This window comes from Apibacter adventoris (assembly GCF_002964965.1).
GTDB lineage: Bacteria > Bacteroidota > Bacteroidia > Flavobacteriales > Weeksellaceae > Apibacter > Apibacter adventoris.
This window is the reverse complement of sequence record NZ_PSZN01000023.1, coordinates 255,955-277,950: the sequence shown is the minus strand read 5'-3', so window position 1 is coordinate 277,950 and position 21,996 is coordinate 255,955. Positions and strand designations below refer to the sequence as shown.

The following is a 21,996-nucleotide window of genomic DNA, read 5'->3' as shown; positions in this document are numbered from 1 at the left end:
GAGAACTACACCGTAGAATCCGAAAGTGTAAGCGTACAAGGCACCAAGAACCCCTTTCAGCAATATGCAGAAGAAGCCTCAGCCAAGACCTACAACAAAGTACCCCTTTCCTTATACAACCAAAGTTTGATGGAAAGTGGCAGGATGGAGCTTACCTCTGCAGTAAAAAGACAGAAACAAAGCCGTCAAAACGTATTTTATTTAGAAGCCAAGACCCATAATCCAAACATACGTTTAGGCGATATTGTGAAGCTCAAAGCTTGGATGCCGGGACATGAGATCTTCAAGAACGGAGAAGTTCCCTTAGAGAGCTACCGCATTATAGAGATTACCCATAACTACGAAGGCATGGAAGGCTATCATAACTTTATAGTAGGGGTACCCAAAGAGATAGAGACCCCTCCTTATATGGAAGAAGACGCCATCCCCCAATGTGAAGAACAGTCGGCTACGGTTATGGATAACAACGATCCGGAAGGGATGTCAAGAATACGAGTGCAGTTTCTATGGCAGAAGCCCTTTAACGGAATGACCCCATGGATACGCTCCATCACGCCCTATGCAGGAGCCGGCAAAGGGATGCATGTAGTACCGGAAATAGGAGAAGAAGTGATTGTGAGTTTTGAGAATGGGAATGCAGAGAAGCCTGTTTCTTTGGGAGCGATGTTCAACGGAAAAGGAAAATCAGGTCATGGAGGTAAGGGAAACTATATGAAGGGCTTACAGACCGCAGCAGGAAATAAGCTACAGTTTAACGATAAAGAAGGAAGTGCTTTACTTACAGATAATGGAGGAGCAAATATGAAGTTTGATGGAACAGGAAATGCTACAACGAATGCGAATAAAATACATGCAGTTAATGCCGGAACAAATGCAAATACATCCGTAGGAGAAGATGCCAGTACCCTGAAAATGGATAAAGATGGTAATATTACTTTAGAAGGCAACACTAATATAACCTTGAAAGTAGGAGGAAATACCATTGTAATAGACCAGAATGGATTGACATTTACTAATAAAGATGGAAATACGGTAGCTATAACTCCGGAAGGTATAACCAATACGGCTAAAATAGGAGAAATGAAATCTACAGCAGAAACAGGAATTGTTTCCATAGAAAGTAAGTCGGACACAGCTACTTTTAAAGGTTCTACAGATACAAATATAGGTGGAGGTAGTATAACATATGTAACAGGAGGAGAGGTAGAAATTAATCAATCTTAAAGGTTAAATAAATATGTATTACATCAATATCCCACCTTTAGGTGAAAAATATAGGTATAAAGTTACCACTGCAAATCGTACTTTGATTGGAAATAAGAACATGGAATTTGTTCAGGATAAAGAAATTGAATTATCCTTATTGAAAATAGAAAACCAACAATTGAAGTTTAGGTATAGACTCATTAATCATAAAATGGAAAATTCTGCCCTTATTCATCAGTGGGCAGATGATATAGAAGTTATATATCAAGAACTTATTTTACTAACAAATGTAGATGGTGTTCTTATGGATATTGAAAATTTTAGAGAAATAAATACCCGATGGATAAAATTGAAAGGTTCTTTGAAAAAAAAATATCCACTCGGTGTTGATTTTATGATAGAAGAGACAACCAGATTATTAAAAGATAAGAATAGATTTATGGAAACCTTTATAGGATATAGTTTTTGGAGAGCTTTTTTTCAAGGATGGTTTAAGGAATATGAAAAAGAAGAAAAAAAAGAATTAGTCTTAAAAAAATATTTTGGAACAATAGATCTCCCCTTAATTCTTAATTCTAGAATTGAGAGTAGGCAAGGCAAATATGATATAACTTTTTGTGAGAACACAGCAGAGTTAAATAAGAAAAAATTTAATCGGAAAGCATTTGCACGAATGTTAAAGGATTTGACGGATATTTATAATATAGACGCTTCATTATCAGTAGATATGGAAGAAAAATATCATTTCAGTGAAAAAGGAGTTTTGCAAAAAGCAGATATTTTTTTAGAAACCTATGTAAATCAATGGTATTCTGTGTCTAATGCTCATCAAATACAAATAATAGAAGAGAATACCAGGGAAAGAAAAGAAAAAGATACTGAAAAGTTAGTAAGCAGGCCCAGTATATTTTTAGATAATCCGGAGAAAAAAAACTCCAAAGGTTTTTTTATAAAAGAAAGTTCAAATAAAAAGTAAAAATGACTATAGAAGAAATAAAAACCGGAGCAGATTTACGGCAATATACACTAGAGTTATTAGCAAAAAAAGATCAGGAAGTAGCAAATGGGAAATATACTTACCCTCCTTTGTTAGATTATCTGTTGTCTTTATGGACAGTTGCAGGGCAGTATAAAGAAAATGAGCTTTTAACTTTTCGGTTAATTGCAAAAATAGTAGAACAAGCCTTTACTGCACCTAAAAAACAGGTAAATTGGGAAGAATTGGAAAAAGAACCGTTTATACCCCCTTATAAAAGCACCGTTAATACTCCGGAATATTTTGAGGAAATAAAAAAATATAAGGCTTTTGAAAAGAAACTGCGAAACCATGTAATAAGTTTGAAGATGCTGTTGACCTACGGAGCTGAAAAACTGGGAGTGAAATCTTACGACAATATTTTTACAGGCAACCGATATTTTTGGGAGAATACAACTACAGAAAAATTTTTAGAAAGAGGCACAGTTCATTTGAAAGACGAAATAGACTGGACAGATTACGAAGAAAAATATCCTGTGACTTGGTCTGTACTTAGAGGTATTTTAAATGGAGGAAGATTTGAAGAGTAAAAAACAAAAACTATGTCTAAAAAAAAATATATACCGGATAATAGCTGGCTTACTTGTGATAAGGGAGCCAATCCTATAAAAATAAAAGTAACTCACAACAATAACAGTTATATATATGGTGAAAAGCTGGTAAGCGAAATGGATATGGTCCCCGGAGAGAATGTAGATTCCTTTGGCAGCTGTTCTTTATGCGGGTCTTGTGCTTTTGATCCTGTGTATTGGGATAAATGTAACCAGGGAGTAAAAGTAAACAGTTACAAACTGGTTTTTGAAGATGCAAACCTGCTTTGCAAAAAAGGAGTTTTGCAAAAAGCGGATATTTTTTTAGAAACCTATGTAAATCAATGGTATTCTGTGTCAAATGCTCATCAAATACAAATAATAGAAGAGAATACCAGGGAAAGAAAAGAGAAAGATACTCAGCGATTAGCAGCTAAGCCCAATATATTTTTAGATAGTCTGTGGAAAGAAAACTCCAAAGGTTTTTTTATAAAAGAAAGTTTAAATAAAAAATAAAAATGAATATAGAAGAAATAAAAACCGGAGCAGATTTACGGCAATATACACTAGAGTTATTAGCAAAAAAAGATCAGAAAATAGCAACCGGAGAATATACTTATCCTACTTTGTTAGATTATTTATTGTCTTTATGGACAGTTGCAGAGCAATATAAAGAAAATGAGCTTTTAACTTTCCAGTTGATTGCAAAAATATTGGAACAAGCTTTCATTGCTCCTAAAAAGCAGTTGGATTGGAAAGAATTGGAAAAAGAACCATATGTATTGCCCTATGATAGTAAACCTAATACTCCGGAATTTCATAATGAAGTAAAAAAATATCCTTATTTTGAAAAGTCTATTAGGAACCATGTAATAAGTTTGAAGATGTTGTTGACCTACGGAGCTGAAAAGCTGGAAGTGAAACCTTACGACAATATTTTTACCGGCAATCAATATTTTTGGGAAAATACAAACACAGAAAAATTTTTAGAAAGAGGGTCTTATTATTTAGATGGTGAAGACGATTGGTTAGATGAAGACGATAAACTTCCGATAACATGGTTTACCTTATGTAGTATTTTGAATTATGGAAGATTTGAAGAGTAAAAAACAAAAACTATGTCTAAAAAAAAATATATACCGGATAATAGCTGGCTTATTTGTGATAAGGGAGCCAATCCTATAAAAATAAAAGTAACACACAACAATAACAGTTATATATATGGTGAAAAGCTGGTAAGTGAAATGGATATGATCCCCGGAGAGAATATAGATTCCTTCGGGAGCTGTTCTTTATGTGGGTCTTGTGTTTTTGATCCGGTGTATTGGGATAAATGTAATCAGGGGGTAAAGGTAAACAGCTACAAGCTGGTTTTTGAAGATGCAAACCTTCTTTGCAAAAAAGGAGGCAAAATAAGAGTAGATTTTACAGTACCTTCACAGGTTTCAGGAGCATCTATCGGATTGGGAGTAGGCATAGGACTAGGTCTAAATGGATTTAATGCTGTAGCACCAAATTTAAAAGGAGTAGATGCCCTTATGCCTGTTAACCAATTACGTTGGAGTCAGAATACAGTAAGTCCTTTTTTTAGAGATGGAAGGTCACTTTCAGTAACCCGTGATATTATAATGAAAAATGGTTCTGCATATGGGCAAATCCCACCATTAGAGGTTGTTAAAATGTCAGATGGGGGATTTACAACCTTAGATCATAGAAGAGGAGTTGCCTCATTAGAGGCAGGAGCAAAAGTGGTCCCGGTAAAAATAATAGAAGGAAAAACACCTCTTCCACCTGATGAAGTAGAAAGATTTGAAATAAAACCTAAAGCAGCTAAAAAATTAGGAGTTGATGTTACGTATAAGCCAACTACCTATGAAGATGCTATTCGAGTTAGAAGTGCCAACCAAGGAGCAAGTTTTCCATTAGAAGGTTCTACTTCCCCACCTAGAATAACTGGAGAAGGAATAGGTTCAGTACCTAAAGCTAACAGTTTCATTCAAAATACCCGTAATAGTCTTGCCAATACTAACATGGTGAAAAGCATAAATAGTAGTTCCACAACGTTGAAAATAAATTCTTACTTAGCGGAAAATTCAGGAACAATATCTAAAGTGGGGAAGGTTGCTGGGAGAGGAGCCATTGTAGTGGGGGTTGCCTTGGAAAGTTATAATGTTTATACTACCTATCAACAGGAAGGAGAATTTGGAACTGAAACGAAAAAAGCTACAGGAGGAGCGGTAGGAAGTCTGGCAGGAGCTTGGGCAGGAGCGGAAGCGGGAGCAGCCGCAGGTGCTTTTATTGGCTCAGTTGTTCCCGGTGCTGGAACATTAGCAGGAGGGATTGTAGGAGGTATAATAGGTGGAGCTGTTGGTGGTATAGCAGGAAGCAGTGTAGGAAAATGGATTGGTGGCTGGTTTTAAATAAAAAAAATTATGGGAATATTTGCTCAGTTTTTTAGTTCAGAGTCTAATGAAAATAAAAAGATCAGGACTCAGTTTAAAAATGAAAAATATTTTAAAAAAGAAATTGAACGTTGTAATCAATGGATAGATGATGATAAAGAAGATTTTGAAAATTATATTAAAAAACATGGCAAATTAATGGATACTCATTATTTAAGTGCTTGTAAAATTAGATTACAAAAAATTGAAAATATGTATTCATTAGGAGAATCTCCAGCAAAACTTAAAGATATTTATAAGGAAGTTTTAAATTATTTTTTAAAAGGATATTCAGAAAATTATAAAAATAATTCTTTGGCCTTAGAAATAATTTCATTTTATAAATTATTAAAATTTCAACAAAATGAATTAAATGAAATTATTAACTTTATTAATAAGTGGGAAAGTAATTCTAAAATAGAAGATATATATAAACCTGCATCGTTAATATACTTTATTTTAGAAATGAAAATAATTAAAAGAAGTTCATATAAACCATATGAAACATTATATGAAATTGTAGAACAACCCGCACGCGAAGCTGAAATTTCAATAGAAAAATATTTAGATAACTGGTATGGTATGCACAAAGAAGAGCCTTGGTATAACACACATCTTAAAGATTGGGGCTACAGTGGCTACTGGGCTTGGGAAGTGGCAGCAGTAGTAGAAGTAAAGGGTCTGAATGATTCAAAATTTAAAGATAATCCATATTATCCTTATGATATGGTTCACTGGAAAGAGGAAAATTAAATTTAAAATGAAAATTACAATTTATAATGCTCAGACTGGATTAAAAAAAGACTGGGAAGAAGAAGATTCTTGGAAAAATGTTAAACAGATTTTTAATGAAATTCCGAATATATCCGGGTGTTTTTTGCTTATACATAAAAATCAGTTGGGCGTAAAACTTCAGGTAATCAACGAAGACTATTTTAAAAGTATTTTGATATATCGGGAAGAAAAAAAATCCGTAATAATTAACAAAGAAGAAGGACAAAATGTCTTGAAGTTATTACTAGACGATGAATTAGAATTTGTTCGATTATTTGATTTCCCAGAGGAGTATTTTAATAATAATGCTTCTGCAAAATCAAAAGTAAATGATTCTATAAAAAAAACAGATATTTCTCCAAACTCTGAATCGCAGACTTTAATATTTAAAACCTATAAAGGGAAAAAATATACAGAACAAGAATGGGAGAAGTTCGAGCAAGAACAATTTGAACACTATGCACGAAAAAACAATATATTGCTAGAAGATGAAAAAACTAAAAAAGGGAGTAGATTTTTTTTAGATGAAAAAGAAGGTGATTTTTAATACATCAATGAATAATATAGATCCATATCCTTATCAAAACCTATCCTTATCAGACATGGAAGAAGAGATCTGGAAGGAAGTTTTTGGATATGAAGGCTATTTATCAGTATCCAATAAAGGTAGAGTAAAATCATTAGCCCGCTCTTATACAAACGGTAGAGGGATTAGTTTTAAGGAAGAAAGAATCTTAAAACAAAAAATAGGAAAAGACGGATTGACTTTTGTTATTAGTGTAGATGGAATACGCTACAATCATATAACCGCAAGAATAGTTTATTCCACTTTTATTAAGTCTTTGCCCGACTTTAAAAAGAAACAATTATTTATACTCCACAAGGATAATGATAATTTAAATAATAATGTGGACAACTTGTTTTTAGCCAATCGCTCACAGGTTATGAAACATTATTTTAAATCAGGAATAATAACGCCTAATTTTTATACGCATAGCGAAGAAGCAAAAAAAAAATTTCGGACTTCCCGGTACAAACCTGTATCACAATATACCCTTGAAGGAAAATATCTGAGAACCTATAAAAATATAAAAGAAGCAGCCGTTCATTTGGGAATATCTCCTTCCTCTATATCAGTTGCTCTTCAGGGGAAAACAGGCTATGCAAAAGGGTATTTGTGGAGAGAAGCTAAAGAAGAATCATCAGATATTTCCCCGTTTATCATGCCTTCTTTAGGTACAGTTATTTCTAAATATGATAAGTCCGGAAAACATATATCCGATTTTGAAAGTATCCGTCAGGCAGAAAGAATTACCGGAGTGAACCGTAACTGTATTCGTAAATGTCTTTTGGGGAAAAGACTTACAGCCGGTGGATACATCTGGAAAGAAGCAGATAAAAAAACTACTGAACAGTAAGATGATTTTTTATTAAGTGTGTATAATTACTGCATATTTTCTTATAAAAAGGAAGATTATTGCAATCCTTCTTTTTTCTGAGTTATATATAATTCCCTTAAACCTTTAATGGTATGTAAACGATCATATATTTTGATTTTAGAAGTTAATGGAGCAAAAATATGTCCGGTTCCGCCTGTTGCAATTACATATGTTTCTTCTTTTAATTCTTTGTTAATTCGATCTATGAGTCCTTCAACCATACTTAAAAATCCGAATACCACACCGCTTTGCATACATTCCTCTGTATCCTTTCCTAAAGTTTGCTTGGGTGTACGCATTTCAATATCCGATAATTGGGCAGTTGAACCAATTAATGATTTTAAAGAAGTAATTACACCCGGAGCAATAACTACACCTTTTATTTCTCCGTTTTTATCTACACAAGTAAGAGTTAAAGCCGTTCCAAAATCCACAACAATTTTGGTTCCTTCATATTTTTTAAAAGCGTAATAAGCATTGGCATATAAATCAGTTCCCATTTGAGGAGACATAAAAGTAAGTTCAGTAGGAGTATTTTTACTTACCAACGTGGTTTTTATGTTATGTAGCCTTTGAAGGGATTTTCTTACAGGATAAGTTAGATGGGGAACCACAGACCCTACGGCAATATCTTTTATTCTATTTATGTCAATATCATAGTTTTTAAATGCTATTTTAAATTGAGAGTAGAGTTCATCTTCAGTTTTATAAGGTTTGGTATTCATTACCCATGAATTTACACATTCTTCACCTTCAAAAACTCCGAATCGAATGTTACTATTTCCAATATTTACAACTAAAAGCATATTTTATTTTTTAGGATATATATTATTTTGATAATTTGCATCACCTAATCTTTGAGTGGCATCAATCATCATAGATTTAATTTTATCCATTGAAAAAGGAAGATTAAAAGTATATTCTTTTTGAGTCCATTTCCAATAAGGAAGAAGTTTCATTGGAATCGAAAATTCTTGTTTTTTCGTATTGTGCATCATGTTCAAGGGTATTGTATAAATCTCTTGAGTTCCATCTGTATAAGAAACATATAGATCTACCGGCATTGGGAAATCTCCCAGATTTTCTAGTGTGATTTGTGTAGAATTTTCTTCGTAGGGGGTAACAGCTTTAATTGAATAGTCAATTTGACGAGTAGTAGTAGTCATATAATTCCAGTACCATTTAAGATCCATTTGAGATACTTTTTGAGCTATATGAATAAAGTCTCGATCTGTAGGATGTTTAAATTTCCAGGTTTCAAAATATTCTTTCATTATTTTGGATAAGTTTTGTTCTCCTACGATATATCCTAACTGTATTAAAAATAATTCCCCTTTTATATAAGCAGCAACAGAATATGCGCTATTGGTTTTGAAATGATCGGCTAATAGTCCCATGGCTTCTTCTTGTCCGGATTTGGTAAAATTAATATACGTATTTACGGTTTTATAGTGAGGGTTTGGAAGATTTTTTACACTTTCAGGAAATATTTTTGACATAACTAAATTTTCGGCATAAGAAGTAAATCCTTCATCCATCCAAGCACGCATGCTTTCGTTGGAGGCAATAATTTGTTGAAACCACGAATGAGAACCTTCATGAAACATCAATCCACAAAGATTTTGTAAAGAATTAGAATTTCCTAATATCATAGAACACATTCCATATTCCATTCCCCCATCTCCACCTTGTATAAAAGAATATACAGGATAAGGATATGCACCGAAATTTTCTTTCATGATTTGGTAATACTCAACAATTTTAGGTTTTGCATCTTCCCAATATTTTGTATTTTCAGATTTTTGATAAACTAGGTATACTAAAGGACCTTCAGGTACTTTTATACTATCTATAGTATAATCAGGATCAGCAGCCCAAGCGAAATCATGTATATTTTCTGCTTTAAAATGCCATAATATCTTTTTATTTTTTATTTTAGGCTTAGCTATAGGGGTGTATCCTTTGACATCGTCAGGATTTTGCAAAACACCTCCAGCACCTAAAATATAATTTTTGTCAATATTAATTTTTACATCAAAATTACCAAAAACTCCCTGAAATTCTCGAGCTATGTAATCAAAGGTATGCCACCCTTCATAGTCATATTCTGCAACTTTAGGATACCATTGGGTCATAGTCAGATCAATTCCTTCTGAATTATTTCTACCACTTCTTCTTATTTGTAATGGAACCTGTGCTTCCCAGGTCATTTCAAATGTAGTTTGCGTATTTGGTAAGATAGGTTTAGCTAATTCTACCTTTAAAATTGTTTCTTCTTCAGTATATTTTAATGGGATATCTTCTTGTTTTAATGATAGTATTTTCTGATATCCTATTTCATTATCTTTTAATAAATGAATCCGAGATTCTCCATTATTTGTTATCATACGGGAGTCTGCTTTTTTTCCTAAAGTCTGTAATTTTTGATCCATCATAGAATTTGGCTGAAAAGCATTCCAATACAAATGAAAATAAAAAACTTTTAATGTGTCGGGAGAATTATTCGTATATACAATTGCTTGATTTCCTTTATATTGATAGTTTTTGACATCTACATCAATATTCATTTTATATTCGACCTTTTGTTGATAATAGGCATTTTGCTGTGAAAATATGAATGTGTTTGTTAATAAAATAAAAACTAAGAAAATATTTTTCATCAATGAATTATTTTTTTATGCAAATTAAATATATTTTTAATATTCCGAATAAGGTTTTTTAGGAAATTACAAAATAGATATATTATTTTGTTGTTTGGAAATATGGATACTTTAAACTTTATAAAAATTATTATTTCTTAATAATATAAATTTAATTGATTAAAAATGCTAGAAATGAATCTCAACGTTTAATTTTCTAGGTTTTATAATTAATAGAGTATTTTAATAAAAAGAAAAAAGGATATTATAACTTTAATGTCCTTTTTTTTCATCTTAATTTTATATAATAGTTACATTCCCATATCATCATCTAAAGAATTTCCTATACTATTTTCTTGTCGGTTCTTTTTTCCTTTTTTAGCATTTTCCTTATTTATCCTATAAGTAAAAGAAATAGTAAACTGTCTGGGTCTCCATTGCATTTCAGAGTAGCGATAAAAATCTGCGCCCCAAGTATCTGTTTTTCTTTTTCTAGATTTAAAAACATCCTGTATGTTAAAAAGAATAGTACCTTGTCCTTTTAAAATATCTTTACTTAAGCCTAAATCCATACCAAACGTTTCTTTATTTTTATTTTGTCCGGATTTATTTGGAGCCATATAATTACCTTGTAATTGGAAATTGAAATTTTCAGGGAATTTCACCGTCATATTTAGACGTGTTTGCCAGGTAAATCCACTTTTGTTAAGGTTTTCGGTAATTGAAGTAGAGGTTTGTGTAATCGGGTCTAATTTTTGGTACGTATGGCTACCATAGTTTTTGTATTGAAAAAGGTTGACATCTCCAAAAATTCTCCACCATTTATAAGGGTTAATTGTATAAGACAGCTCCCCACCATATCGGTTTTCATGTCCTAGATTTATAGGACTCGTGTTTAAATTTCCTAATGGATCAGAAATTGTAACTTTTTGAAAAGGGTCTTCTGTTCTTTGATAATATATAGAAGGTGTAATTCCCCAAACCCGATATTGAATGTTATATCCCAATTCAAATGAATTAGTATATGAAGGGTCTAAATCAGGATTGCCTGAAAAAGTATTTTTATCATCAGAAAGATTTTTATAAGAAACTAACATTCTGCTTTTGGGACGATTTATTCTCCTACTATAACTTAATTGTATCTGGCTTTTTTCAGTAACATCATAATTTAAATGAAGAGTAGGAAATAAGTCAGTATAATTTTTGTGAGTGTCGGACTGAGATTTTTCTGATTGTACAATTATAAATGAAGTTTCTTCTCTTAAACCTGCTAAAAATGAAAAGTTTCCCCATTTATTTCCATATTGCAGATAGGCAGAAAGTATATTTTCTTCATAGTTGGTTTTATCAGTATATTCCGGATTATTAATCCAATGAGTATTTCCCGATGTTAGTTCATCTAAAGAAAAATCGGTTTTAATTTTGGAAAAGTCCGTTCTAACTCCTGCTTCTAACTGAGAGCCTTCTTTGAATGGTAAAACATAATCAGATTTTAACATAAATCCGGTTTGAGTGTTATTGTTTTTATTTTTACCTAGTTTTTTATCAAAAATATTAGAATCAGAATCATCTACACTGTAGTTAAATGTACCATCAACAGTTAATGTGTTATTTTTTTTAGAAAATTTATGAGTAAAGTTAAGATTTCCATCTATACCATAATTATTTCTATTTTGTCTTTCTTTTCTTTCTGAAAAGGTTTGTAATAGTGAAGGAAAATATGTATTGTTATAATATGTTGTACTTAGGTAATTGCTAATGTTGTACTTATATCCTATAGAAGTTGATAAAGAGTTATTTTTGTCAAAATCAAAATTAAACCCAGTATTAGCATTAAATGAAGTTCTTTCTCTATTTCTTTTAGAATTTTGTTCAGAGTATTCATCTTGCAAACCATTTGTGTCATATCCGGTATATTGATTTTTTACATTTCCGTTATTTTTTCCATATCTGAAACCTGCATTTGCAAACCAGTTCCATTTTTCTTTTCCATAACCTAAATTTACATTTGTTCCATATAGTTGAGGGGTACCTCCTAAGACTTGAAAATTACCTGTAAGTCCTTTTTTTACATTTTTTTTTGTAATTATATTGATAATTCCTGCGGTTCCAGAAGCTTCATAACGAGCAGAAGCATTGGTTACCACTTCAATTTTATCTACCATAGCTGCAGATATTGATTTTAAAGCTTCTGCAGTATCATTAATTCCTAACATTGCAGAGGGCTTGCCATCTATAAGAATTTTTACATTTTCATTTCCTCTTAGGCTTACGGTTCCTTCAACATCTACACTTACTGAAGGTACATTTTGCATAACATCTGAAAGAGTACCTGTTTTTGCTGTTAAATCCTGAGAGACATCATATACTTTTTTATCTAATTCTACTTTATATATGGGCTTTGTACCTTGAATTACTATAGCATCTATGTCTTTTACATTTCCGGAAGGTTCCATACTTAATTTGCCTAAAAAAGTATTTACAAGGAGATTTTTTTGATCAAAATATGATTCATAACCTGCTTGATCTACAGTTATATTATACTCTCCCGGAGGTACTTCAAGAGTAAATTTGCCTTTATTATCTGTGAGTTGCCCAAATACTAAAGTTTCATTATTTGTATTTGTTAGGCTTACACTGGAATAGGGAATAGGGGTACCGTTGCCTGACTGGGTTACTATACCAGTTACTTTTATTTTTTGAGAAAACAAAAGAGTGGGTGCGAATAAAAAAAATAATATAATATATCTAAACTTAAGCTGTGAATTTCTCATTATGAATCAAATTAGATTTATAAATCAGACAGACTAAAGGAAAGAAGGTTTAATCATAAATATATTTTGGTTTATTTAAGTATTTATTTTTTATGATTAGGATTATTGTTTTCTATTAATTCAAAAGGATTTTCAGAATTAGTTTTAATAAAGCTTTTACCAAAAAGTATAATTCCAAAAATAAGTAAAGCAATTCCAACTATTTTTTTTATTCTATATACAATCTGATCTGTTAATTTGTTTTGGAATTTATTTGCCAGAAATATTTTAAGGAGATCTACACCAATCATTGTTATAATTAAGCATGACATGTATAAATAGAAATCAGATTGTTTAGGATATTGTGCAGATATTAAAACTACAGTTGTAAGCCAAAAAACAATAACACCTATATTTACCAAATTAAGTATAAAACCATTCATAAAGGTTTTGAAGTAATTTGTAGTAACAATATTAGTTCCCCCTTTTAGGTGTAAATTACCTCTTGATAAAATACTATATAATCCGTAAATAAAAATAATAAACCCGGCAATCATATATAGAGATGGATGAGCATCAATAAAATCTAAAAGGCCTTTACTACCTCTATGTGAAATAATGATACATAACAGATCTGCAGAAATTACCCCTACTTCTAATGCTATGGCAGGTTTAACCCCTTTAGTTAAACTGGTTTCTAGTAATAAAAAAAATACGGGTCCTATTAAGATAAGACTAAGAAATATGCCTAATAAAATTGCAGATGTGATAAGAGGTACCATTTATATAGCATTAAGAAATGCTGCAAGTTACATATTTTTAGATTAAATTGTTTCGATGTTTGTTATTTTAACTTTTATGTAGTGTCTTTAAATATTCAATCCATTGATTTTCAAGCGCATTTGCATTAATATGATATACTTTATAAATATCAGTTTTTCGCCAAAATTCTAAAAATTTATCCCAACCGTAAACTGTTATTAAGTATTTTATCAGAGATCCAGATTGTGGATAACAAATTTGTGAATTAAATGTATTGAATTTATTGTTTTTAAATAATTTTTTTAAAGGAATGAGTTGGTTTTTTTTTAATAGTTGATGACATAGTATATCTATATCCTGATTGTTCCAAATCTTATCAGAATAAACTGAAAAACCTTCGGAAATCCATGAATGTGTATTGCCCCAATTTTGATTAGACAATAAATGGACTACTTCATGTGATTCTCCTATAAGAAAATAGCTTTCTATAATTGTATTGCTTTTTGAATAGGAAATAGCGGTATGATTGAGCCCGGTCAGTTTTTTAAAATCATTTTTATCATTTACAATGAAATAATAAATTGGAGTTTTTATATTTTGTATGCCGGTAAATTCTTTAGCTTTATAAATTCCTTTTGTAATTTTTTTTTCAGTTGATAATAAGTTTTTTTCAACAATAGAGTTAGTTTGATAATAGGCAATATAATCTTTAGTCTGGAATGCTTTCCATGTGTAGTTTTTTTTCTTAAAATAAAATTGATTTTGATTCCCACTATATAAAATACTGGAACAATTAGATAGTAAAAAAGTTGAAAGAAAAAAAATAAAAATCTTTTTCATTTTTTTATAAAAAAAGGAAAGTTTAAACTTTCCTTTTAAATTTAATTGTCAAAATTGATTGTATCTTTTTTCTTTAATTGCGAATTAATAGTTTCCTTAGGTGTGTTGTCAACGCTTTCTTCAATATCATAATTTTGCGATGAGGAATATCCTCCGTCATAAGCTCCATAGGAAGCCAAATCATCACAACCAAAATTTGCACCCATAGTTTCCGGTTTAATAAATTTATCTTCTTGAGAAACACCAAGTTTTTTATCAGCATATACTTTTTGCATAAAGTATGCCCAAATAGGAAGAGCCATACTAGAACCTTGTCCTATAGAAGTTGAAGCGAAGTGTGCATATCTGTCTTCCCAACCTACCCAAACTCCTGTTGCAAGTTTAGGAGCTATACCGATAAACCAACCATCTGCATTTTTATTGGTAGTTCCGGTTTTTCCGGCTATTTCAGCTTTAATACCCATACCTCGTAATCTTTTCCCTGTACCAAAATCTACTACTCCTTTCATAAGATCAATCATGGTATAGGCATAAATTTCATTCATAACCTCTCGGATTTGAGGCTGATATTCTTTAATTACTTTTCCATTGTTATCTTCTATTCTCCAAATCATTTCAGGTTTTATATAGTTACCATAATTAGCAAATGTACTATAAGCTCCTACCATTTCATATATTGTTAAATCTGCAGAACCTAAAGCAATTGTGTTATTTCTAGGTATTCGACTTTCAACACCTAGATCTTTAGCCATTTGAATAACGGCATCGGCTCCGGTTGCATTAATAAGCCGCGCTGTAACTGCATTTTGCGAATATGCTAAAGCATGTCGTAAATCAGGATTTCCCCCTTTACCGTAAACGGTCCAACTTTTATTGGAATAAGTGGCATTGGATATTTGTGTACATGGTGTATAGTTTAAAGTTTTTATGGCAGTTGCATATACAAATGGTTTAAATGTTGAACCTACCTGCCTTTGTGCTTGTTTTACATGGTCATATTGGAAATGTTTCCAGTTTATTCCTCCTATCCATGCTTTTATATTTCCGGTATTAGGCTCTATAGCCATAAGACCTGCCTGTACTATATGTTTATGATATCTTATAGAATCCCAAGGAGACATTATAGTATCTCTGTCTCCTTTCCAGGTAAATATTTGTAATTCAATAGGTTTTTTAAATTCCTTTATAATATCTTCTTCTGATAGACCTTTAGCTTTTAAATTTTTGTATCTTCCTGTTCTACGCATTGCGCTTTTCATAAGGTTATTATATACTTCTTCTATAGGTCGATCTTTTTGATCTGCATAAGTATAAAAAGGTGCATATTTTCTTCCTTTTTGTTCTTTAAAAAATATGTTTTGAAGATATTTTACATGTTTTTCAATGGCTTCTTCTGCATATTTTTGCATTTTAGAATCTAGTGTAACATAAATTTTTAAACCATCTTTATATAAATTGTATTTTTTACCGGTTTGTTTTTCATAGTCACTTAATATATCATTAACTTCTTTTTTAAGTGCATATTTAAAATAGGCAGAATACCCCTCGCCTATTTCTTTTACCGGTCTATAGTCCAATTTTACAGGGGTTTCTTTTATTGAAGCATATTCTTCTTGTGTTATATAGCCTTGTTCTGTCATCAATTTTAGAACAATATCTCTTCTTTTTTGTGCATTTTCTGGATTAATTTTTGGATTATTAAGTCTAGGATTTTCAAGCATAGCTACTAAGGTTGCACACTCTGAAAGATTTAAATTTTTGGTGTCTTTATTAAAGTATACTTTAGATGCTGTAGCGATTCCATTAGCACTAAATAGGAAGTCAAATTTATTAAGATATAGAGTGATAATTTCGTCTTTGGTATAAAGTTTTTCAAGTTGTACAGCAATTATAATTTCTTTAATTTTTTGGAAAACACGTCCAATTTTATTTTTGGAAACACCCTTGTAGGCAAAATTGCCATCATCATCATCTTTTTGAGTAAATAATAATTTTGCTAACTGTTGGGTTAATGTACTTCCGCCTCCTCTCTTACCACCAAATACAACAGCTCTGAAAAGAGCTTTTTTGTCTACACCTGAATGTTCACGGAAACGTTCATCTTCTTTAGCCATTAATGCATATACTAATGCTTGTGGTAGATCTTTATATTCTACAGGTATTCTTTTTTCTTTTTCAAATTTTTGTAAGACTACTCCATCAGAAGAGATAATTTCTGAAGCTACAAAAATTTCAGGATTTTCTAAATCTCTAACGTCAGGCATTTCACCAAAAGCCCCATAAATTGTTAGTACAAATAACAATATAAAAGCAAGGAGTCCGGCAAAAAATATACCCCAGAACCATAAGAGGCATTTTTTTATAAAACTTTTTTTAGAAGTTTTTTTTATTGTATTGCTAGTGTTGATTTTCTTTTTATTTGTTGATTCCATAATTTTTTATATGGTTTGTTATTCAATATTTACTCCAAAATCTTCAATTCCTTTTAAAGTATCTTTTCGCATTCCTTGAACTATAGAAAGTGTATACAGCCCATTTTTAGGGAAATTAAATTCTTTTTTATATCGTAGATTAATTTCTTTTACAGAACCTACTCCTGTGCCTAACCACTTCCCACTGTTGTCTGCCAAAAAATAATTTAGGGTATCCACTGTAACAATATTTTTTCCTTGTTTTAGTTTTACAAATAAATATATGTTACTAAACGGGTAATCATTATTATTTCTTACAATAAAATTTATATTTTTTTTGTTTTCGGAATTTTGTACTTTAAATGTAAAATTCAAAGTATCTTTTTTATTCCATGAATTTTTTACATTGATGATATCGGAATATTCTAGATGATTATTGCATTGTATACAAAGTAATCCTATAAGTGTTAAATAAAAAATAAGTGATCTTTTCATACTTATTGTTATCGTAAAAAGTATTTAAGGGTTATTCTTTCTGGAATTTTTTTTTCTTTGTCCTGAATTTTTCTTTTCATTAACAGGATTATTTAATAATTTTTCGCTTTTTTTAGATTTAGTTTTGTTATTAGATCTTTTTTTGTTGTTAGATTTCGTTCTTTTTTCAAATCTATTTAAGTTATTTTCTTCAATTAAATCTACTTTCACAATTTCTTTTTCTAATAACTCATCCAGAGGTTTAATAATAATTCCTTTTTTGTTTAGCTCTATTAGTTTTTTTAAATCATAAATATTTATAGGATACCAGGATATTGAATTATCAGTATAAGTAAACCACATTTGCTTTCTAAAAACATCAACTTTTATACAAAAAGCTTTTCCTTTTTCTGTATCTAATATAGTTTGGCTTGATGGGAAGTCAGCAAGTGCATCGACATAAATATCTAATTCAAAATTTAAACAACACTTGAGTTTTCCACATTGTCCAGCCAGTTTTTGAGGATTGATTGATAATTGTTGATATCTTGCTGCAGCAGTATTTACTGATCTGAAATCCGTTAACCAAGTAGAACAACAAAGCTCTCTTCCACAAGAACCTATGCCGCCTACTTTTGCACTTTCTTGTCTATATCCTATTTGTCGCATATCAATTTTAGATCTGAATGCTACAGCATATTCTTTAATTAATTGCCTGAAATCAACTCTACCTTCAGAAGTGTAATATAAGGTAACTTTGGATCCGTCTCCTTGATATTCAACATCACAAATTTTCATTTGTAGCCCTAAGTCTTTTGAAATTTTTCTTGCTTCTAGCATTACTCTATTTTCTTTGGCTTTGAAATTTTGCCAAATATCGACATCTTTAGGGGTAGCTTTTCTATATATTTTTAGAATTTCTTCATACTTTACTTTTTTCTTTTTCATTTGAATTTTAACTAATTCTCCTGTTAAAGATACTACTCCTACATCGTGTCCTGAAGAAGCTTCTACGGCTACAATGTCTCCTATGTTTATGGCTAATGAAGAATCTTTAATATAAAAATCTTTTCTATCATTTTTAAATCGTACTTCTAAATATTGAGGTTGGTGATTATTGAATTCGGGTGAATGAATGTTGGATAGCCAGTCAAATACAGAAAGCTTACTATTACAGTTTCCTGTTCCGCAAGCTCCATTATTTTTACAACCTTGAGGAAGGTTGTTTGAACTACATGATCCACATGTTTCCATATTCTACATTTTAATCTAATTTACAAAGATAGATATTTTTTAATGCTTAAGTTCTAAAATATTTTTTTAAATTGTCATTTAATTTCTTTTGTATAGTTACTTTTTCAATAGAATATTAGATTTTTATTACATGAGATTAGAAAATAAAATAGATTATTCCAAACTACTTCCTCATATATCTTTAAAAGCAATAACATTTATTGAAAGATGGTTGAGTCCTTATTATTTTCATTTAATAATAAAAAATCCTAGAGAAACTAAATTAGGAGATTACAGATTTCCAAAGAAAGGTAATCCACATAGAATAACAATAAATGCAGGAATGCCACAATCATTGTGTTTTTTAACATTAACTCATGAGATAGCTCATTTGATTTCTTTTGACATTTTTGGAACTAAAATTCGGCCACATGGGAAAGAATGGAAAAAAGTATTTTCTGATTTAATAATTGAAAGTATTTCAGCATATGATGAAGCTAGCAGAAACTATTTGTTAAAATATGCGAAAAAACCTAAGGCTAGTTTTTATGCAGATAAAGAATTGTCTGAATATTTTACCAGATTACAAAATCCTAAAGCTTTATTATTAAAAGATATAGATGATAATACGTGGTTTAAACTTAACAATAAAGTTTTTCTTAAACTTGAAAAAGTAAATTCTCGTTATATTTGCATGGAAAGAATGACCAAAAAGAGATATTTTATAATAGGAAATGCTCTTATTGATGAAATAATTGAATATGATAAAAAATAAAGATTATTATTGTGTAATATTAGCCGGAGGAATTGGTAGTCGTTTTTGGCCTATAAGTACATCTAAACTACCTAAACAATTTCATGATATTTTAGGCACAGGTAAAACTTTAGTACAGCAAACTTTTGATAGATTAAATAAAATTATATTAAAAGAAAATATATTTATTATTACTAATGAGGAGTATGTAGATCTAACTTTAAGTCAGTTGCCCCATATATCGAGAGAGCAAGTAATAGGGGAAACAGTAATGATGAATACTGCTGCATGTAATGCGTATATGGCAGAAAAAATTTTTCACTTGAATCCTAATGCTACAATTATTGTAGCACCCTCAGATCATCTTATTCTTGAAGAAAAATCTTTTATGAAAGATATATTATTCGGAATGGATCGTGCAAGTAAAAAAGATATTTTAGTAACATTAGGGATTCATCCTACTCGCCCTGATACCGGATATGGATATATAGAATTTGAAAAAAAAAATGTAGATAAATTTCATAAAGTAAAATCATTTAAAGAAAAACCAGATTTAGAGACAGCCTATAAATTTGTTGAGTCTAAAAGATTTTTATGGAATTCAGGAATTTTTGTTTGGTCAGCTCAAAGTATATTAAATTCTTTTCAAAAATACTTGCCAGATATGTATTATACATTTGAAAGTGTGGAAGGATATAATACTAATAGGGAAAAAAATGAAGTAGATAAAATATATCCCAATTTGCAAAAAATATCAATAGATTATGGTATTTTAGAAAAGTCTGATAATGTGTGGGTAATTCCTTCATCTTTTGGTTGGAGTGATTTAGGTACTTGGGGAGCTCTATACGAAAACTTTGATAAAAATGAGGATGGCAATGTATTACATGGAAATCATGTTTATACATATAATACAGCAAATACTATAATAAAAACTAATCGTGATAATAAAATCTTTATTGTTGACGGGCTAAAAGATTATATTATTGTAGATACAGATAACGCTTTATTAGTTTGTCCAAAGAATAAAGATCAAAAGATTAAAGAATATTTAGACAATATTAAAAAGATGGAAAATGGGGGAAATTTTATTTAATATTTTGTTCTTTTTTTAAATTGTAAATCATGGCTTCTCTAGCCATAGTAAATATTTTTGAGGAGAAAACAAATTTAATTAAATTTTGATTAGTGGTAGTTAGAATTGAATTTTTATCTCCTTCCCATTCTTTTATTCCATTTTTAAGATATACAATATTTTCTCCTATTTCGAGAACAGAATTCATGTCATGTGTATTTATAATTGTGGTTGTATTATACTCAAGAGTTATTTCATGGATCAATTTATCAATTAATTGAGAAGTTTGCGGATCTAATCCTGAATTAGGCTCATCACAAAAAAGGTATTTAGGATTGTTTACTATTGCTCTGGCTATAGCCACTCTTTTTTGCATTCCTCCTGATATTTCAGAAGGATATTTTTTACCTGCATCTCTTAGATTGACTCTTTCCAATACTTCAGCTACTCTATTTCTTTTTTCAGATGTGGTTAGATTGGTAAACATTTCTAAAGGAAATTTAACATTTTGTTCAACAGTCATTGAATCAAAAAGAGCGCTACCCTGGAAAACTGTTCCTATTTCACTTCTCAAATTTTGTCTTTCAATATTTGATAATTTAGAAGCATTTATTTTTTCATAATAAATATCTCCGGATGTAGGATCAAATAATCCTAATAAACATTTTAAAAAAACAGTTTTTCCAGATCCACTTTGACCAATTATAAGGTTTGTTTTTCCTTTTTCAAATGTGGCTGAAATTCCTTTTAATACTTCAATACCATCAAATTTTTTGGTTATATTATCTGCTATAATCATTTTTTTATTAGTCTAATAAAATTTGAGTAAGAATTAAATCCATAATAATAATGGAAACAGTAGTCCATACAACAGCTAATGTACTGTTTTTACCTACTTCTAAGGATCCGCCTTTTACAGTATATCCATAATAAGAAGGTATAGTTGCTATTAGAAATGCAAATACAAAAGTTTTAATAAAACAGTAATAAATAAAAAAATCGGGAGATGGGTTTTGCAAACCTTTAACATAATCAATATTTGCCCATTTACCTGTAGCTACTCCGGCAATGTATCCTCCAAAAATACCTATTACCACACTTATCATTATTAAAACTAAATTAAAAAATAAAGAAGCTATAACTTTAGGTAAAATAAGATAAGAAGGAGTGTTTACCCCCATAACTTCTAATGCATCTATTTGTTCGGTCACTCTCATGGTTCCAATACTTGAAGCAATAAATGAACCTACTTTCCCTGCTAAAATAATGCTAATAATAGTGGGGCAAAATTCTAGGATTAGTACTACTTTAGTTGCATATCCAACATAAAAATCGGGAATAGGAAAAGAAGAGGCTTTAAAATTATTATACATTTGTATAGCTACGATAGCACCCACAAAAAAAGAAAGAAAAATAACCAAACCTACGGAATTGATTCCCAGGTCATTAATTTCCTGGATTACATTTTTCCTTAAAATCTTTCTCTTTTGTGGTTTTTGAAACACTCTTAGCATTAAAAGAGAATATTCACCAATAATTGAAATCATTTTCATAATTGTGCTAAGTTAATATTTTTTTAAGATGTATGAGAAATAATGGAGAGTATAAATCTTAAATATGAAATTAATT

21 protein-coding genes are annotated in these 21,996 nt (G+C 30.5%); 11 read left to right on the top strand and 10 right to left on the bottom strand.

Annotated elements, in window-relative coordinates; translation table 11 throughout:
- From C4S76_RS11845 to C4S76_RS10905, 9 genes are all read left to right on the top strand, one after another.
- A partial coding sequence (locus tag C4S76_RS11845) for a phage baseplate assembly protein V (protein ID WP_221405015.1) occupies positions 1-1,224 on the top strand: 1,224 nt, incomplete at its 5' end.
- 13 nt (positions 1,225-1,237) lie between these two features.
- Entirely contained in the window at positions 1,238-2,182 is a 945-nt protein-coding gene (locus C4S76_RS10940) for a hypothetical protein (RefSeq protein ID WP_105194501.1), read from the top strand.
- A 2-nt stretch (positions 2,183-2,184) separates the two neighbouring features.
- On the top strand, positions 2,185-2,772 hold the full coding sequence (locus C4S76_RS10935; RefSeq protein ID WP_105194500.1) for a hypothetical protein: 588 nt from the start codon (positions 2,185-2,187) through the stop codon (positions 2,770-2,772).
- A gap of 12 nt (positions 2,773-2,784) precedes the next feature.
- A complete protein-coding gene (locus C4S76_RS10930) occupies positions 2,785-3,288 on the top strand; it encodes a PAAR-like protein (RefSeq protein ID WP_105194499.1) in 504 nt (167 codons plus the stop codon).
- A gap of 2 nt (positions 3,289-3,290) precedes the next feature.
- Positions 3,291-3,878 (top strand): hypothetical protein, encoded by a 588-nt coding sequence (locus C4S76_RS10925; protein ID WP_105194498.1) that lies wholly within the window; start codon positions 3,291-3,293, stop codon positions 3,876-3,878.
- Positions 3,879-3,890: 12 nt separating this feature from the next.
- Positions 3,891-5,192 (top strand): PAAR-like protein, encoded by a 1,302-nt coding sequence (locus C4S76_RS10920; protein ID WP_105194497.1) that lies wholly within the window; start codon positions 3,891-3,893, stop codon positions 5,190-5,192.
- Positions 5,193-5,204: 12 nt separating this feature from the next.
- Positions 5,205-5,966, top strand: a complete 762-nt coding sequence (locus tag C4S76_RS10915; protein ID WP_105194496.1) for a PoNe immunity protein domain-containing protein — start codon at positions 5,205-5,207, stop codon at positions 5,964-5,966.
- 7 nt (positions 5,967-5,973) lie between these two features.
- A complete protein-coding gene (locus C4S76_RS10910) occupies positions 5,974-6,534 on the top strand; it encodes a hypothetical protein (RefSeq protein WP_146105738.1) in 561 nt (186 codons plus the stop codon).
- The gene (locus C4S76_RS10905; protein ID WP_105194494.1) at positions 6,512-7,405 is read left to right on the top strand and encodes an NUMOD1 domain-containing DNA-binding protein; all 894 of its coding nucleotides are present in this window, start codon (positions 6,512-6,514) and stop codon (positions 7,403-7,405) included. Before C4S76_RS10910 ends, C4S76_RS10905 begins: the two co-directional genes overlap by 23 nt.
- A 56-nt stretch (positions 7,406-7,461) precedes the next feature.
- Here the strand turns inward: C4S76_RS10905 and C4S76_RS10900 are convergent, their stop codons facing one another.
- The 8 genes from C4S76_RS10900 to C4S76_RS10865 all read right to left on the bottom strand — a co-directional run bounded on the left by C4S76_RS10900 (position 7,462) and on the right by C4S76_RS10865 (position 18,559).
- On the bottom strand, positions 7,462-8,232 hold the full coding sequence (locus tag C4S76_RS10900; RefSeq protein WP_105194493.1) for a type III pantothenate kinase: 771 nt from the start codon (positions 8,230-8,232) through the stop codon (positions 7,462-7,464).
- Positions 8,233-8,235: 3 nt separating this feature from the next.
- Positions 8,236-10,086, bottom strand: a complete 1,851-nt coding sequence (locus tag C4S76_RS10895) for a M1 family metallopeptidase (protein WP_105194492.1) — start codon at positions 10,084-10,086, stop codon at positions 8,236-8,238.
- A 290-nt stretch (positions 10,087-10,376) separates the two neighbouring features.
- Positions 10,377-12,839, bottom strand: coding sequence for a TonB-dependent receptor domain-containing protein (locus C4S76_RS10890; RefSeq protein ID WP_105194491.1), 2,463 nt, complete (start codon positions 12,837-12,839; stop codon positions 10,377-10,379).
- A gap of 83 nt (positions 12,840-12,922) precedes the next feature.
- Positions 12,923-13,600 carry a LysE family translocator gene (locus C4S76_RS10885; RefSeq protein WP_105194490.1) on the bottom strand — a complete coding sequence of 226 codons (678 nt, stop codon included), beginning with the start codon at positions 13,598-13,600 and terminating at the stop codon, positions 12,923-12,925.
- 67 nt (positions 13,601-13,667) lie between these two features.
- Complete coding sequence (locus C4S76_RS10880) at positions 13,668-14,420, bottom strand: peptidase MA family metallohydrolase (protein ID WP_105194489.1); 753 nt, start codon at positions 14,418-14,420, stop codon at positions 13,668-13,670.
- A 41-nt stretch (positions 14,421-14,461) separates the two neighbouring features.
- Positions 14,462-16,852 carry a penicillin-binding protein 1A gene (locus tag C4S76_RS10875; protein ID WP_105194488.1) on the bottom strand — a complete coding sequence of 797 codons (2,391 nt, stop codon included), beginning with the start codon at positions 16,850-16,852 and terminating at the stop codon, positions 14,462-14,464.
- A gap of 18 nt (positions 16,853-16,870) precedes the next feature.
- Positions 16,871-17,326, bottom strand: coding sequence for a gliding motility lipoprotein GldH (locus tag C4S76_RS10870; protein ID WP_105194487.1), 456 nt, complete (start codon positions 17,324-17,326; stop codon positions 16,871-16,873).
- Positions 17,327-17,350: 24 nt separating this feature from the next.
- Positions 17,351-18,559, bottom strand: a complete 1,209-nt coding sequence (locus C4S76_RS10865) for a PSP1 domain-containing protein (protein WP_105194486.1) — start codon at positions 18,557-18,559, stop codon at positions 17,351-17,353.
- Between the two features lie 130 nt (positions 18,560-18,689).
- On the opposite strand from C4S76_RS10865, the gene C4S76_RS10860 reads away from it, so the two are divergent.
- The gene (locus C4S76_RS10860; RefSeq protein ID WP_105194485.1) at positions 18,690-19,313 is read left to right on the top strand and encodes a SprT-like domain-containing protein; all 624 of its coding nucleotides are present in this window, start codon (positions 18,690-18,692) and stop codon (positions 19,311-19,313) included.
- Positions 19,300-20,388 carry a mannose-1-phosphate guanylyltransferase gene (locus tag C4S76_RS10855; RefSeq protein ID WP_105194517.1) on the top strand — a complete coding sequence of 363 codons (1,089 nt, stop codon included), beginning with the start codon at positions 19,300-19,302 and terminating at the stop codon, positions 20,386-20,388. Before C4S76_RS10860 ends, C4S76_RS10855 begins: the two co-directional genes overlap by 14 nt.
- On the opposite strand, the gene C4S76_RS10850 is transcribed toward C4S76_RS10855, so the two are convergent.
- Both C4S76_RS10850 and C4S76_RS10845 read right to left on the bottom strand, forming a co-directional pair.
- Entirely contained in the window at positions 20,381-21,166 is a 786-nt protein-coding gene (locus C4S76_RS10850) for an ABC transporter ATP-binding protein (RefSeq protein WP_105194484.1), read from the bottom strand. The two genes, C4S76_RS10855 and C4S76_RS10850, sit on opposite strands and share 8 nt — an antisense overlap.
- A 7-nt stretch (positions 21,167-21,173) precedes the next feature.
- The gene (locus tag C4S76_RS10845; protein ID WP_245915832.1) at positions 21,174-21,920 is read right to left on the bottom strand and encodes an MlaE family ABC transporter permease; all 747 of its coding nucleotides are present in this window, start codon (positions 21,918-21,920) and stop codon (positions 21,174-21,176) included.
- Positions 21,921-21,996 lie beyond the last annotated feature (76 nt).